Annotated in this window: 13 protein-coding genes and 2 pseudogenes; 8 read left to right on the top strand and 7 right to left on the bottom strand. The window is 49.0% G+C overall.

Features of this window, described 5'->3' with window-relative positions:
- Positions 1–200: 200 nt before the first annotated feature.
- From AC2T0J_RS03865 to AC2T0J_RS03855, 3 genes are all read left to right on the top strand, one after another.
- On the top strand, positions 201–1,058 hold the full coding sequence (locus AC2T0J_RS03865) for an alpha/beta hydrolase (RefSeq protein WP_489808860.1): 858 nt from the start codon (positions 201–203) through the stop codon (positions 1,056–1,058).
- A gap of 165 nt (positions 1,059–1,223) precedes the next feature.
- Positions 1,224–3,209, top strand: coding sequence for a hypothetical protein (locus AC2T0J_RS03860; RefSeq protein ID WP_489808859.1), 1,986 nt, complete (start codon positions 1,224–1,226; stop codon positions 3,207–3,209).
- Positions 3,210–3,293: 84 nt separating this feature from the next.
- Positions 3,294–4,025 (top strand): tRNA-uridine aminocarboxypropyltransferase, encoded by a 732-nt coding sequence (locus AC2T0J_RS03855; protein ID WP_489808858.1) that lies wholly within the window; start codon positions 3,294–3,296, stop codon positions 4,023–4,025.
- Positions 4,026–4,074: 49 nt separating this feature from the next.
- Here AC2T0J_RS03855 and AC2T0J_RS03850 read toward each other — a convergent pair whose 3' ends face one another.
- The 3 genes and pseudogenes from AC2T0J_RS03850 to AC2T0J_RS03840 form a co-directional block, all read right to left on the bottom strand.
- On the bottom strand, positions 4,075–5,610 hold the full coding sequence (locus tag AC2T0J_RS03850; protein ID WP_489808857.1) for an alpha-N-arabinofuranosidase: 1,536 nt from the start codon (positions 5,608–5,610) through the stop codon (positions 4,075–4,077).
- 12 nt (positions 5,611–5,622) lie between these two features.
- Positions 5,623–6,096, bottom strand: a pseudogene (locus AC2T0J_RS03845) (family 43 glycosylhydrolase); the annotation flags it as partial.
- The gene (locus tag AC2T0J_RS03840; protein ID WP_489808856.1) at positions 6,083–6,466 is read right to left on the bottom strand and encodes a hypothetical protein; all 384 of its coding nucleotides are present in this window, start codon (positions 6,464–6,466) and stop codon (positions 6,083–6,085) included. The pseudogene AC2T0J_RS03845 and the gene AC2T0J_RS03840, both read right to left, overlap by 14 nt.
- Positions 6,467–6,926: 460 nt before the next feature.
- On the opposite strand from AC2T0J_RS03840, the pseudogene AC2T0J_RS03835 reads away from it, so the two are divergent.
- The 5 genes and pseudogenes from AC2T0J_RS03835 to AC2T0J_RS03815 form a co-directional block, all read left to right on the top strand.
- Positions 6,927–7,282 (top strand): annotated as a pseudogene (locus AC2T0J_RS03835) (TonB-dependent receptor plug domain-containing protein); the annotation flags it as partial.
- Positions 7,283–7,734: 452 nt separating this feature from the next.
- Positions 7,735–7,962, top strand: a complete 228-nt coding sequence (locus AC2T0J_RS03830) for a hypothetical protein (RefSeq protein WP_489808855.1) — start codon at positions 7,735–7,737, stop codon at positions 7,960–7,962.
- A 16-nt stretch (positions 7,963–7,978) separates the two neighbouring features.
- A complete protein-coding gene (locus tag AC2T0J_RS03825) occupies positions 7,979–8,110 on the top strand; it encodes a hypothetical protein (RefSeq protein ID WP_489808854.1) in 132 nt (43 codons plus the stop codon).
- Entirely contained in the window at positions 8,107–10,569 is a 2,463-nt protein-coding gene (locus AC2T0J_RS03820; protein WP_489808853.1) for a beta-L-arabinofuranosidase domain-containing protein, read from the top strand. The genes AC2T0J_RS03825 and AC2T0J_RS03820 overlap by 4 nt, the downstream gene beginning before the upstream one ends.
- Before the next feature lie 89 nt (positions 10,570–10,658).
- Positions 10,659–11,081 (top strand): FKBP-type peptidyl-prolyl cis-trans isomerase, encoded by a 423-nt coding sequence (locus tag AC2T0J_RS03815; protein ID WP_489808852.1) that lies wholly within the window; start codon positions 10,659–10,661, stop codon positions 11,079–11,081.
- A 19-nt stretch (positions 11,082–11,100) separates the two neighbouring features.
- Here the strand turns inward: AC2T0J_RS03815 and AC2T0J_RS03810 are convergent, their stop codons facing one another.
- The 4 genes from AC2T0J_RS03810 to AC2T0J_RS03795 all read right to left on the bottom strand — a co-directional run bounded on the left by AC2T0J_RS03810 (position 11,101) and on the right by AC2T0J_RS03795 (position 15,591).
- On the bottom strand, positions 11,101–11,601 hold the full coding sequence (locus tag AC2T0J_RS03810) for a GNAT family N-acetyltransferase (RefSeq protein WP_489808851.1): 501 nt from the start codon (positions 11,599–11,601) through the stop codon (positions 11,101–11,103).
- 541 nt (positions 11,602–12,142) lie between these two features.
- On the bottom strand, positions 12,143–13,267 hold the full coding sequence (locus AC2T0J_RS03805) for a ThuA domain-containing protein (protein ID WP_489808850.1): 1,125 nt from the start codon (positions 13,265–13,267) through the stop codon (positions 12,143–12,145).
- 6 nt (positions 13,268–13,273) lie between these two features.
- On the bottom strand, positions 13,274–13,900 hold the full coding sequence (locus AC2T0J_RS03800) for a gluconate 2-dehydrogenase subunit 3 family protein (protein WP_489808849.1): 627 nt from the start codon (positions 13,898–13,900) through the stop codon (positions 13,274–13,276).
- Positions 13,900–15,591: a GMC oxidoreductase gene (locus AC2T0J_RS03795; RefSeq protein WP_489808848.1), complete on the bottom strand. Its 1,692-nt coding sequence runs from the start codon at positions 15,589–15,591 to the stop codon at positions 13,900–13,902. The genes AC2T0J_RS03800 and AC2T0J_RS03795 overlap by 1 nt, the downstream gene beginning before the upstream one ends.
- Positions 15,592–15,657: the final 66 nt, after the last annotated feature.

The following is a 15,657-nucleotide window of genomic DNA, read 5'->3' as shown; positions in this document are numbered from 1 at the left end:
CAGATTTTCCATCTGCGCGAACCTCAGTAAATCATTATTTTTTAAGTACCTTGTTGTTCAAGGGGGCGTTCTGGGTAGGGCGGTGCTCTCCCTTCTTTCTCTGTAACTCCTCAAACCACAGAGTAAATGTATGGCCCTGCATGATTTTCTGCGGTTTTACTGATACGCTTAAAGCAGTTAAAGGTTTTCCAGGGAAAGGCATGCACCGTTTTATCAAAACCTCCATCATTTCCGTCATCGCAGTGGTGATTACCGGCTGTGTGATCAACGTCACGCCGGGCAATCTTATTTATCAGTCGGCTACAACCGAAAAACTGAATCTTACTCGTTTTCGGGAGCAGGCCTTTAAGGATGATATGTCGGTTGCGCTAAAAGCGGTAAGCCTGACCAGTGAACAGGGATACACCCTGCGCGGTATTCAGGCGCTTTATCATGGCGCGAAAGCCAATATTCTGTTGTTTGGTGCCAACGGCATGACCATTAATGAGTCAGCCAATATTGTGCACCGCTTTGGCGCCATTCCGGCCAACGTGATTTGGTTTGATTACCCCGGTGCGGGAATTAGTGATAAACCAACCCAACTCGATCCCGAAGCTATGATGGCTGATGCACTGGCTATTTATGAATTTGCCGCCGAGAAATTGCGTAACGATAAACCCTTTATCGTGCACGGTATCGAATTGGGCACTGCCGTGGCTGCCAATATTGCATTGCAGCGTAGCCCGGATGCCCTGGTGCTGGAAAAACCCATTGTTAATCTTTCTCAGCTTATTAACGATAACTCACCGGGCTGGTCCGGCTGGTTTACGCGTATCAAGCTGTCGCCTGAACTCGAAGCGGTAGACAATGCCTACCAGGTAGGCAGCTACAAAGGCCCATTATTGATTATCGTGGGCGAAAAAGACCTCACCACACCACCCAAGTATAGTCAGATACTTTACCGGGTATCGCCCTCGGAGAATAAAAACCTACTGGTGGTAGAAGGTGTTGGCCATGACAAGCTGATGAAAAGCCCTATAGCTGTCGATGCCTACAAAACCTTCGTTGCCGGTCTGTAAACATTTAGCCGGATTAGCACTGAGTGTAAAAATCTGCAGGGGAGCGCGGATAACACCCAATAGTGGTCGCACAGCTATACATTAGCTGATAATCTAACCGCCAGGTAAGTAATCAGCCCCTGTCTGCAGAGATGGGGGTATTGCGTTGGAATATGGAAATAACACATGGCATTTAATGGCAAAGTCGAAGTGACGCCATCACAATTTGTCACAGGCAACGCAGATCTGCGTTCAGAGGAAGAAACCAAAAAGCTGCAAAAGCAAAAGTGGTTAGTGTTAAGCTTAACGTTTCTGGTGGTATTTGCTGCCGCTCTGGTGTGGATTTGGTCGCGGGCAGAAATTTATCAGAGTCAGGCCATCGTTCATTTCAGCTATGCCCAGCAACATAATACCGAGCAAAGCACTGTGCCGGTTGAGCAAATTACCCTGAACAACCAGCGTCTTACCAGTAATCGTGTATTTAATGATTTGAGTGTTCGGTTGCTGGCCTATGATTCATTGTCACTTAGCCCGGAGCAATTGGCAGGTATGTTGAGTACCGAGGCCAATACCAGTAGTCGTATTATTAGTCTGTATGCCAGCGGAGAAGACAAAACTCTGTTAAAACCGGTCCTGGAGCAGTGGCTCAGTCTGTACCTTGAACAACTGTCGGCCGAAACCCTTGCTAACACCGCAGAAACCATCAGTGTCGAACAGGAAAAACTCTTCGCGCTGGAAGAAAAGATTAGTGCACAACGGGCAGTAGTGCAGGCCTTTGGTGAAGAAAACAACATTGTTTCGCTGGAGCGTGATGAAAACCGCGTACTGGCGAAAATTAAAAGTAAGGGCGCTGCGCTGGATGAGGCTGAGTCTATGCAGGCTGAAGCCGAGGCTGAGCTGGCCACCGTACGCCAGAGTATTGCGCGCGGCGAAATGGTCTTTCATCCCAATGACAAAGCACGCATGGATAGCCTCTATGCCGTGATTGCCGAAGTGGAAGCGGAACTAGCCGAACTGGCAGAAAACTTCACCCCCACTTATATGAATATGGACCCTGATATCGTTGGCAAAAAGCGCAAACTGGAGGAACTCAGAGGTAATTACGATAAGACTGTAGTACAAAGCCAGCAGCGCTACCTGGAAGAGCTCAAACGAACAGTAACGTCTTCCCAGCAAAAGCAGCAGCAGTTGGAGAGCGAACTTAAACAACTGTCGCTTGATGCCCAGGCCTTTAATCAGAAACTCGAAGAATATGCCCGCCTTGACGGTGCCCTGGAGCAGTTACAACTACAGTCGCAGACTTTGCGGGATCAACTGGTACAGGCAGAGGTGCAAAAGCCCATGCAGCCAACCATTAATATCCTGGAGCAACCCTTTGAACCGGACTTTCCCATAGCGCCACACTACTGGCGGGACTCTGCCATTGCGTTGGTCGTAGCAATTATTCTTGGCTTGCTGGCACTGCAGCTGTTCAGCTCGATTCATCGCCAACAAGCTCCCGCGCCGACCTTTACCAGCTATAACGTGGTGCCCAATCAGGGGCTGACTCTGGAGCAGCAAATGGCTGCCCATCAGGCGCTTGAGCAACAAAAGGTCTCTCAATTAGGGCATCAGCAAGCCCCCATGCAACTTGGTCATGAAGCCACCTCAAACAATGCAAGGTTACTGAGTGAAAAAGACTGCCAGGGGCTCTACAAAGCGGCCAATCGAGATGGCAAACTGGTTATTGCGTTGTTGCTCAGCGGGGTAGCACCAGAGGAATTACCTGAAGTACGTTATCAGGACGTGCTGGTGCAAAAAGGCGGACTAAAGATCCACGGTGACTTTGCCCGTACCCTCGACTTGACCAATGAGTGCATAGGATTATTGTGCGAGTCAGAAAGCGACCCTGAAGCGACGGTATTGAGCAGTCGTCTGGATGTCAGTCAGTTAGATCAGATGATCATTAACGTGGCTCACGACGCAGGGCTGCCATACCCGGATCAGTTTTCAGTGGCTGCGCTAAGGCATACTTATCTGACGTTCCTGGTGGCTCAGGGAGCACGCCTGAACGATATTGAACTGGCAGCTGGTTTTGTCCCCCCGGCTGAGCTGGGTCTGTACCGGCAGGTAAACCGCAACGGCAATGTCGTGGATATCGATAGCCTGGAAACCCGCTATCCGTTGGTTTAGCCCGTGACACTATGCTCACTACAATCACCCGGCGATTAAATACCGCTCAGCAATGCTGGTCGTGCCGGGCAGGGCTCATATATAATGAAACCCTGTTCGTTTTATTCCGGCAATGCTTTGCATAATTCTGTTTTAGCCCTGCGCCAGCGAGAGCTGGTTCATTCAACCCGCCCGTTTCTGGCCCGCGGGGGCAAGGTCGTACGCTGTGATGACTGTTTGCTGCCAACCGCCAATTGTATCTGCAAGCATGTGCCAGAGCCGCAGGCTAACAGTGCTTTTGTGTTTTTGATGTACAAAGGCGAATGTTACAAGCCAACGAATACCGGGCGACTGATTGCCGATGTGGCAAAGGTGAATCACGCCTTTACGTGGCATCGCACTGAACCCTCGCCAGCGTTTTTAGCGCTGCTCGACAATCCGAGCTATCAGCCGTTTATTATCTTTCCCCACGAATATGCTGAGCCTGAGCGACGCGAGCATGCGGTAGCTGATACCGGTAAAGTCCCTTTGTTTATCATGCTTGATGGTACCTGGCGTGAAGCGCGCAAAATGTTTCGTAAAAGTGAGTATCTGCAGCATCTGCCGGTGTTGGGTATTCAGCCGCAGGCGAACTCAGAGTATAAATTGCGGGAGGCGGCACATGCCCATCAGTTGTGTACTGCAGAAGTTGGCGTAGAGGTATTAAAACTGGCCGGCGAAGCTAGCGCTGCTCAAACATTGGCGCATTACTTTAACGTTTTTCGGCATTTTTATGTGAAGGGTAAGCCCCATCTGACCGACCATTTAAGTGCCAGTGAACTGGGATTGAGTGAGTAAAAAAAGCGTGGCCAGAAACTGACCGCGCTTTTATCCGGTACAGACCAGCTTATTTCAGCTCTGCAACCAGCACCGACTTGGCTGGCAGTACTAGTTCGTCAAAATCACTGCTGAATGATGCAGGTTTAACGACGTCCTTGGCGCCAAACGTGTTCTTAGCCGTAATGGCATCAGCAGTCAGGATCTGACCGACCAGTGAAGAAAAATCACCGTTGTCAAAATCCAAAGTGACTTCTGCGTCATTGGCCGGGTCTAAGTTAACCAGAGCAATATACACCTTGCCATCCTGACCCTTAGCAATAGAGGCGGTGACCGCAGGTAACGACTGGTCGCCTTGTTGATACTCACTACCGTTGATGGTAAATGGGATCGAGGTGGCATCCTGAAAGACCTTATACATGCCATACACATGATAAGTTGGTGTTAGCAGCATATCGCTACCATCAGTGAGGATCATGGCCTGCAGTACGTTGACCATCTGCGCGATATTGGTCATGTGCACGCGCTCGGCATAGTGGTGGAACAGGTTAAAGTTCACCGCGGTTAACACCGCATCACGCAGGGTATTCTGCTGATACAAAAAGCCCGGTTCACGGCCCGGCTCAGGGTCGTACCAGGTACCCCATTCATCCACGTAAAAGCCCAGTTTACCGTCGGGATCGTTAGCATCGAGTTTTGCGATATTATCCTTAAGGTATCTATCCATGCGATAAGTACGCTCCATGGTTTTAAACCAGTCGGTTTCGGTAAACTCAGTAGCGTGGCCCTTGTTCGACCAATCGCTGTTAGGCAACGTGTAGAAGTGGTAGCTGATGCCATCCATGTTGCGCTCGATACTGGCGCTTAACACATCAGTCCATGCGGTATCTTCGGTATGGCCGCCACTGGCCACCAGTTTTGGCATTTTACCCGGCGGCGTTTTGATGAAGGTGGCAAACTGGTTATACAGGTTAACATAGTACTCCGGCGACATATGACCACCACAGCCCCAGCTTTCGTTACCAATACCAAAATACGCAATATCCCAGGGCTCATCGCGACCATTTGCCCGGCGTTGATTGGCCAGCGTGGAGTTTTTGTCTGAGGTCATGTATTCGACCCACTCAGCCATTTCACGCACGGTGCCGCTACCCAGGTTACCATTGATGTATGCATCAGCCCCGAGCAGCTCGACAAAATCGAAGAATTCATGGGTGCCTACTGCGTTATCTTCCTCCACACCGCCCCAGTGAGTATTCACTTTCACCGGACGCTTTGTGGGATCGCCAATTCCGTCACGCCAGTGGTATTCATCGGCAAAGCACCCACCCGGCCAGCGGACCAGTGGCACCTTAATATCGCGCAGGGCATTGAGGACGTCATTCCGAAAACCCTTGGTATTGGGTATATCTGAGTCTTTACCTACCCAGATCCCTTCGTAAATACCCCGTCCGAGATGCTCGACAAACTGACCGTAGATATCTTTATTAATGGTTGCACCTTCTTTACTGAGGTCGGCGGTGATATTCACCTCATGTTGTTTGGAAACACAGCCAAACGACAGGCCAACCCCCAGCAGGGCACAGACAACTAATTTTAATCTCATCATTACTCCTTGTTAATTCTGCACGCCTTCAGTACTCATAATGACACGTTTCAGGGTGCTATCTTCGTTATAATAAAAAGGCTCTACAGCCACTGAACGGCGAAAGCGTCCGCCGCTTGCCTGGCCATCTTTAGGCGGCAGCGCGCCGGTGTGATAAATAAAATAACTTTTACCTTTGTACTCAATAATCGACTGGGGATTGGTTTCTGAGTTAACCGCGACTATCCTCGATAGGCCCTTGTACACCCATGGACCATGAATACTCTTACTCATGGCATAGCAGATCTTTTCCGGAAATTCGCAGGCATAGCTAAAGTAATAATTATCGCCCTTTTTATGGACCCACGAGACTTCGGTGTAATTGGATACGTCGATGGTGTTTATCTCGCCATCCAGCTCTAGTATATTGTCTTTAAGTTTGACGTATTTCGGCATCAGATTATCGAAGAATATGTAGGCATCGGCATTTGCTTCAATAAAGATTGCCGCCTACCCAGTCGATACCTTCTGATACCTCTGACCGGTAGGTATTGAATAATGGCGTGTTTGCTGCGGCGTCGTTACTTGCGGCGCCTGGGTTTAACTGAGTCCGGTTAACTATGTCGGTAGAGCTGGCATAGGCCATATGAGAACCGAAGCTATAGAAAGTGCTGTCATTCATACCAATAACAGAAGGATCGTGAACGCCTGCTTCTCTAAAAGTAACGCCGGTTGGAAAGGTCGGGTTGGCAACACTGACAGACGGTTCGTTCTGAAGGGCTTCAACAACACCCTCAACATTTTGTTGTGTTCCGTTCCCACATCCAACTAATACAGCGGAAATATTCACGGCTAACAACACTTTGTACCATCTCATGGTTACATCTCACCAGAGTAATATTGTATGACTAATTGAATATATCAAACAGTATATAGTATGTAAATCCATTGTTAATCGTTAAATCGGGTAAATCAATCTAGTTAAATGTAAGGGTTTGAATATTAATATTAATTTTTACGTTATGGCCTTTGTCTTTTAATCGAACTATGCAGCAGTCCGATTTGCTAACACATGTTAATATATTTGCCAGACTTCATTGGTATTAATTAAGTCATACAATAACATCTTGGCGTGATCGAATCGTTCTGCTACAAAACTGATATTGTTTACTTTGCAGTTAACACAACTTGTATAAAGGTGACTGGCCGGAGTTTGGTTGGCTCCTAGTAATGGTGGTTTACCGTATGTGTAAAAGAACGCAACTAGCAACAGCAATCATGTTTGCGCTGGGTAGTACAATGCTCAATAAGCTGGGAATGCACGGGAAGACGCACCAGAAGACCTAGAGGTTATTGAAGTCTCCGGTATCTGGACTCGTTTAAATACAGCCATCAACATCAAGCGTCAGAATTTGCAAATCGTAGACACAATCGTTGCGGAAGACATTGGTAAATTTCCTGATATTAATGTGGTAGAGGCCCTGTAACGGGTTACCGGTGTTCAGGTAACTGACAGAGCTTCAGGTGAAGTGAATACGGTTACTATTCGGGGGTATCTGATGCAACAACCACTGTTAATGGTAGAAATATTTTTACTTCGACAGGCCGTTCCACTGCACTGGCTGCTATTCCTGCAGCATTGTTACGAAGCCCCAGTGTCTATAAAACCCGCTCTGCTTTGCAACTTGGTAATGCTTCTGATAGCACCTTGTGCGGCCTTGAATTAGGACTGGTATATTGTCCCTGACAACTTACCAGAAATGCTCGATGGGATAGGTGTTCAGGCGAGTTACACGATGCAGGATTCGGAACAGGATATTCCCGAGTTTGAAGTAGATGAAAACGGCGAAATTTATGTTTCCAGAGCGCTTTCGCGCAGGGGTCACGCACATGTAGTGAGAGCCCGGCATTTCTTCGGGCTCTTTGTTGTTAACAGCCTGTTCAGGCAGATTGTTAATATTTCCCCAGGCGCAAAAATTCCCCTTCCTGAAAGTCATAATACGTCTTGTTTAAATTGTATGATGATAGTATATGTTATGTTAACATTTGGTTTGCAAATACGACAAGCCGAGGGCTGAATTAGCAGTCTTATGTCTATTTCACACAGCCTAATGTATTAAGGCTGAAAGTCGGAAGCGTGGTGGTATGGTTTCACAAAAATTAACCCGGTTAGAGAAGATAGGCTTCGGGGCCTGTGCTGATTATTGGCAAGGTAAACTGGCAGCAGGATACCAGACTGCAATGGGTCTGATGGCTGTGGTCTGGCCGTGGCGATGTTTCTGTTTTGCTTCTTCACCACCACTGAACGGCTCAAACATGACGTTCAACTGGACGCCGCCAGTCAACACAGTGCTGATATGGCATCCGGTGTGAAATAACGTCGCAAGACATGCAACGATTACCCAAACGCTTACAGAAGCGACGCCGGGTCTGGCTGGTTATCAATCAGCCTCCGGTGGTCGCAGCGTCTTTAGTCAGGCGCAAAGGGACTAAACAATACAAAAATGGCGAAGCGCTATGAAGATAAATACAGTTAAACACTGGGCACTGGCGCTTTGCGTCAGTGCCGCTCTGACAACCCTCAACGGCTGCAGCCAACCTGCTAATCAGCAATCATCCGAATTGGCTCAAACAGCGGGCAGCGCGTCAGCGCGTGCTTCTGTCTCTGTGGCGAATGCCAGCCTGTTTGACTTGCAACAAGTGCGTCTTACTGATGGGCCGTTTGCCCACGCCATGCATACCAATGTGAATTATCTGCTGGCCATGGATCCCGACAAATTGCTCGCGCCTTATTTACGCGAGGCGGGCCTTGAGCCTAAAACGGCATCCTATGGAAACTGGGAAAACACCGGTCTTGACGGTCATATTGGCGGCCATTATCTCTCTGCGTTAAGTCTTGGTTACGCTGCCACCGGCGATCAGGCTTTGCTAGACCGCCTGGAATATATGCTCGACGAACTTAAGCAGGCGCAGGAGGCCGGCAATGGATATCTTGGCGGTATTCCCAACAGCAAAGCGATGTGGGCTGAAATTAAAGCCGGTAAAATTAATGCAGACTTATTCAGCCTGAACGACCGTTGGGTTCCGTTGTATAACATTGATAAAATATTCCATGGTTTGCGCGATGCTTACCAAATCGCTCACCGTGAGCAGGCTAGAGTCATGTTATTGGAGCTTGGTGAATGGATGCTCGATATCACCGCTGATTTGAACGAAGAGCAGATCCAGCAAATGCTGTATTCCGAACACGGTGGTCTCAATGAGGTGTTTGCCGATATGGCGGCAATAAGCGGTGATGAACGCTACTTAGAGCTGGCGCGCCAGTTTACCCATCAAAAAATCATGCGGCCGTTAACTCAGTATGAAGATAAATTAACCGGCCTGCATGCCAATACGCAAATTCCTAAAATTATTGGTGCGTTGCGGGTAGCGGAGTTGGATGATGATGACGTATGGGAAGACGCAGCCATATTTTTCTGGAACACGGTTAGCCAGCATCGCAGTGTCAGTATCGGCGGCAACAGCGTACGCGAACATTTCCATGACGATAAAGACTTCACGCCGATGGTGGAAGATATCGAAGGGCCGGAAACCTGCAATACTTACAACATGATGAAGCTCAGTAAGATGTTGTTCTTACGTACCGGCGAACAGCGGTATCTGGATTTTTACGAACGCGCCACATATAACCATATTTTATCCAGTCAGCACCCCGAACATGGCGGACTGGTGTACTTTACCTCCATGCGGCCCGGCCACTATCGGATGTACTCCTCGGTACAGGACTCAATGTGGTGCTGTGTAGGCTCAGGGATTGAGAATCATAGTAAGTATGGAGAGTTAGTATTTACGCATACGGATGATGCGTTGTGGGTCAATTTATTTATACCCGCCACGCTCAACTGGCAGGAGAAAGGCGTACTGCTCCAACAACACACCCGTTTTCCGGATGATGACAAAGTGACGCTTGAAGTGGATCCCAGTCAGGAGTCCGCGACATTTACGCTGAATGTCAGGCAGCCACAGTGGGCTGATAAGTCGCTACAGGTGGCGGTTAACGGTGAGGCAGTTGATGCGCCCTTGTCCGAAGGTTATCTTCAGCTCCGTCGTCAATGGCAGGCAGGTGATACAGTGACGTTCTCAGTAAACCCGGCGTTGCATGTTGAGCAATTGCCTGACGGACAGGACTATTATTCGGTGATGTATGGTCCGGTGGTCATGGCAACGCCGGTGACGGCATTTGCCAACGAGCAGATTAACTTTGTGGCCGATGATAGCCGCATGGGGCATGTTGCTGCGGGGCCTGTCTGTCCTCCTGAAGCGTTGCCGATTATGCTTGGTGAGCCTGAGCGATTTTTACAGAATCTTGAGCGGACGGAAGAGAAAGGGCTGACTTTTGTTGCAACCGATAACGTGGCTATTGCCGATCCGGTAGATGGCAATAAACCAACCATGTTAATCCCGTTTTTCCGCTTACACGACTCCCGCTATCAGGTGTACTGGCCGCAACTGGATAAAGCCGGGTTTAACCAGTTTGTTGATGATGCCAAAGCTAAAGCCAGTGCTACTTCAGCTCTGCAGGCCATCACTGTTGATAAAGTCACACCCGGGGAGCAACAGCCGGAGGTAGAGCACGATTTTACTGGCGAGAATACCCGGGCTGGTGTGAATAATGGCAGGCACTGGCGGGATGCCAGTGGATACTTTCAGTACCTGTTACGTAATCCCGACCTGCGCGCCAGGTCACTGCGGATTACCTATTTTAAAGGTGACGTTAATCGTCAGTTCAGCATTAAAGTGAATCAGGAAGTGCTGTCGGAAGTTGAGCTGCCAGTGGGCTCACCAACCAGCGATTTTTACACCGTTGATTATCCGCTAAGTCCGTCGATGCAGCAGGCTGAAAAACTGATGTTGAAATTCGAGGCCGGCACCGGCTCTGTAGCAGGTGGGATATATGGCGTTCGATTGATTGCAGATTAGTCCTGGTTGCTCAGAGTACTATAATCATTTGTGATTTAATTACTCTGACCCCATTATTTTTTATTTTATGAGTAGTGCAAGTTCACAATATGGCAAAACGAAAACAATCCAAAGGCTCGCGTGGCAGTAACAGAAACCTGACCGAAGAGGTGCTGACAAAATACCAACAGCGCGACGATACTAGCGAAACGGCGTCGGGTTTACTGTATCGAATTATTGAGCAGGCCGAGGGGGTAAAACCCGGTTTTCAGCACAGGGTAAAAGTCCATCAGCGTATCAAGTTAGGTGATGGCAGTGTCATTGATGACACATATAAGAAGGGCTTACCGGAAGAATACGCCGTCAGCGAAGCGATTGAAGGTTTACAGGAAGGCTTTCAGTTAATGAACGTGGGAGCCCGGTATGAATTTGTGATCCCACCGGAGCTGGCCTGGGGGAAGCGGGGTAACAGCAGTTCAATTGGCCCTAATGCTGTTATGATTGTTGATGCCCGACTGATCAGTATTGAGTAACGCAAGCAGGTCAGTTGTGTTAATCGGATTCCTGAGAGATCTGTAGTTGCCAGAATCCAACATCCAGCCATTGTCCGAACTTAAATCCTACTGCCGGGAAGTGCCCCACTTTTTGCATGTTCATTTTTTCGTGCAGAGCCACGCTCGCGGGATTGGGCAGAGTGATACAGCCAATGACATTACGAATCCCTGCCTGATAAAGCTTTTGCAGGAGCGCTTCGTACAATGCGGTACCAAGACCTTTTCCCTGGGCATCGGGCGCCAGGTAAACGGTTGACTCTACTGAAAACCGGTACGCACTGCGGGGCTTAAAGGCAGTGGCATAGGCATAGCCTGATAGGGTGCCGCCGTCGGAGGATACCAGCCAGGGCAGGCCCGAATCCAGCACAGCCTTGATCCGTTGGGCAAACGCCTCTGGCGCCACTGGCTCTTCTTCAAATGTAACTGGCGTATGCTCAACGTAGTGATTGTAAATTGAGGCAACTTCAACCGTATCTTCAATGCTGATTTCCCGAATCATTCCTGCTCCTGTGGTTGCATCTGATATGGCTATCAGATAAAGCTGGGGGTTATTTAGCAGTAGTCAGTGTATCTGAGCCATTAGTCGCAGCAAAAAAAGACGGATAACCAGTCTTGTTAAATCTGCGAAGATGGTCTGCGGAATTTCAAAATAAATCAATATATTTCAATCTTTTATGATTCTGTCAGGCGTAGTTAAGTGAATCCTTAAAATCAAAGTAAAAACAAAATAGTATACGATTTTAAAATTGCACTGGCAATTATTACAGTATTGTCATATAGTTAATAGGGCAACACAAAAAGGAGGATGTAATATGAAAGCTTTTAAACGATTCTTCAAGCGCGCACATCCATACACTGTTGCCTGGTATTTAGGCAGGAAAAATACCCAGAAAATCTTCAATTGTAAGATTAAGAAAAAGTCTGAACTACTCGACGAACAGCATGGATAATGCTTGAAGGCATAAAGGCTCCCATACAGGAGCCTTTTTTGCGGCTAGATACAGGCTTTCTCAGCACTGCTTTTCAATTAGTACGCATCCTTATTTAGCACATACCTTAGCGCCGTGGCCTGATGTCCATTTCAGGGCATCTTTAATCAGTGTGATATTTTCCGGTACATCATACATCTCTTCGCGATGACCAATCGCTGTATACATAGCGCGGCCTTCCTTTACACAGTGCTTCCAGGCAATGGGATGGACACCGTTCATCGCCAAATCGCCCGGCTGATAGCTGTTTTCATCAATCGTGATAACGTATTCCACGCCATCGAGGTCCGGTTCTGCTGCAAAGGAATACCATTCATCTTTAATAGACCAGGTATCAGGCAATGACTCAGCGATATGTGCCGAATTCTCGTGGGTGGTTAGTTCGGCCAACTGGAACTGCGGATCCATAGGGTGACCAATAAACTGCACGCCAAGCAAAGCTTCACGATACCAGTCCCAGAAATAGATGGAATCACCACCTGAAGCATGGACACCAAGGAAACCACCGCCACTGTTCATATAGTTTTCGAATGCCGCACGCTGCGAAAGGGTGAGCGTATCACCACTGACATTGTTCCATACAACCACATCAAACTGAGACAGGTTTTCAGCATTAAACGCGCCGCCATTGGCGGTAACGGTAACGCCATAGCCCATTTCTTTTGATATACGGGTCAGCGCTTCGGTAGCAGCAGTAACCGAACGCCCATGGTCGTAGCCGTTGATTTTCTGATACACCAGCACCTGCACCGGTGCATCATCAACCGTAAAATGCTGAGGTTCAGCATCGAAGCGGGCACAGCGTGCAGCTTTTACGGCTTCGGTAACCGGCAACGCGCGAAGTTCAGCATCGAGCTCAGCCAGACGCGACTTTGCCGGATCAGCTCTGGCGATAAGTTGCTCCAGAGTTAGTATGGTAGCGAACGATGGCATTTTTTCGCTGAGAAGCCAGGCTGGCAGTGTTTCAAACAGACCAGGGTAGTATTTCTCGGCAATAGTCCGGGCTTCCGGGCGGATCATTACGTCATACGCAGGCAGCTGTACGCTAAAACTGGCGTCTCGTAATACACAGTCAGCAATAGCCGTTTCCGCGTGGGCAGTGTTTATGCTTAGCAAACCGGCAGTAAGCACTGCGGCTTGGATTAGTGGAAGTTTAATAAGTTTGTTTAAATTCATCGTTGTTTACCAGGGCCAGACTGTTGTCCAGGCTTTATCGCCTTCGTTATAAGGAATGTCATAGTAGCCGCCGGGCACATCGGAGTGGCGGAGTACCTGAGTACCACCCACTTTGGATGAGAAGAAGCTAAAAATAATCAATTGTTTCATTAGTGTGAAGTAGTGTGGCTGACCTCTAAAGCCAGAACCATCCCACTGTGTCGCTTCGCCTTTGTTAAACGCCATGGCTTCTGCATCAATGGCGGTGATCAGATCGGACTGTTGCACTGCTGCCAGGGTTGCAAAGGGGGTGCCGTAAAGTGCGTTACTACGTGATTCAATGTCGGCAAAGCCTGCTTCAAACAGCTTTTGCTGCTGTTCGTCGTAGCACTCGCGCACCATGCCTATGAAAAACGGTGGTACACCGGCGTCTTTGGCTCCCGGTGTGTCGGTACGCGGAATAACAACCTCGCAGAGTTCAGTAATGAGCGCCACGGTGGCGTCATCAAAACCTGCTTTGCTTACCGGTAGCAGTTCGGGTTGTTCTTCCCAGACTGCCAGTGCCGGAGCATTAATCAGGCCGGCACCGGTTGAGGCCGCAATCAGCTTTAACAGCGTACGGCGGTCCATGGTCGTGGATGATGAATTTGCCATTACAGGTTCCCCCGTTTTAATTCTTCAACGGCAAAGTCTGCTGCCCTGGCGGTTAACGCCATGTAAGTCAGAGACGGATTGACACAGGATGATGAGGTCATACAGGCGCCGTCGGTGACAAAAACGTTCGGTGCGTCCCATACCTGGTTGTGCTTATTAAGCACAGAGGTTTTAGGATCCCGGCCCATACGCGCAGTGCCCATTTCGTGAATACCCTTACCCATATGGTAAGTCGATTCCCAAGCCTGTGCATTCTTAAGACCAATGCTATCAAACATCTCAACAATGTCTTCCTTCATCGCTTTACGCATTTTGATTTCGTTGTCGCGAATTTTGGCATCCATTTCGAGTACCGGTAGTCCCCAGGCATCCGTGACCGTCTTACTCAGGCTGACCTTGTTGCGATGATCTGGCAATATTTCACCAAATCCAACGGTGCGCATGGTCCATTTACCTGGCTTGCTCAGAGTCTCTTTCAGTGTCGCGCCAATGCCGAGGCCATTAGCGTCACGGGTAAAGCTTTGACGTTCAGCATTGCCCTGGAAGCCAAAGCCGCGCAGGAAGTCTCGTTTGTCACTGCCCCAGTTGGCAAAGCGCGGAATATAAATACCGGTTGGGCGGCGGCCATAGATATACTTGTCAAGATGGCCTGGAATGTCCGCAGTGCCCCCCAGCATGTAGTGGTGATCCATCACATTATGACCGAGTTCGCCTGAGCTCGAACCCAACCCGTTGTCCCACACATCCCGGGCGGAGTTCATCAGTACCCAGGCAGAGTTAAGCGTCGATGCGTTCAGGAACACAATCTTGCTTTTATAAACAATGGTTTCCTTAGTTTCTGCATCAATGATTTCCACACCGGTAACGCGCTTTTTGTCTTTATCGTAAATGAGTTCTTTCACTATCGACAGCGGGCGCAGGGTGAGATTACCGGTATTCAGTGCCGCTGGGAGTGTCGCCGACTGAGTACTAAAGTAACCGCCCCATGGACAACCCGTCCAGCATTTATCACGGTTCTGGCATTTCCCGCGGCCCTGCTCCGGGCGGTGCTCGGTAATGTGAGCTGTACGGCCCATGATCATGTGGCGCTCGCCTTTGTAGTGCTTTTTCAGGCGCGCGGCCAGGTCCTTCTCTACGGCGTTCATTTCGAACGCAGGCAGGAAGTCACCATCGGGCAGCACGTCCAAACCGTCTTTATTACCTGAGATACCGGCAAACTTTTCTACATAGCTGTACCAGGGGGCGATGTCGTTGTAACGGATTGGCCAGTCAATGGCAACGCCTTCTTTAGCGTTAGCTTCAAAGTCTTCGGGGTTGAGTCGGTAAGACTGCCGGCCCCACAGCAGTGAACGGCCACCTACCTGATAAGCGCGAAACCATTGAAATGGTTCTTTTTCCACATAGGGCGAAGTTTCATGATCCGCCCAGGTACCCATGGTAACTTCGTTGAACGGATAGCCCTTACCACGTGCCATAATCGGTTGAGACGCCAGCGCTTTTTCGCTTGGGCGACCATGGTGAGGGTAATCCCACAGGTTTTTATGGGTGTTGGTGTAGTCCTTTACGTGCTCAACGTTTTCGCCACGCTCCAACATTAATACCTTCAGGCCTTTCTCTGTGAGCTCTTTGGCGGCCCAACCGCCGCTTATTCCGGAGCCAACAACGATGGCATCATAAGTGTTATTAACCATTACTACCTCGGCGCGTAAGACAACGACATGATGCTTGTTGTCAATTGTTAGGTTGCTTAACTAATT

It is taken from the genome of Alteromonas sp. ISO5 (genome assembly GCF_058105165.1).
This window is presented reverse-complemented; position numbering and strand designations above follow the sequence as displayed.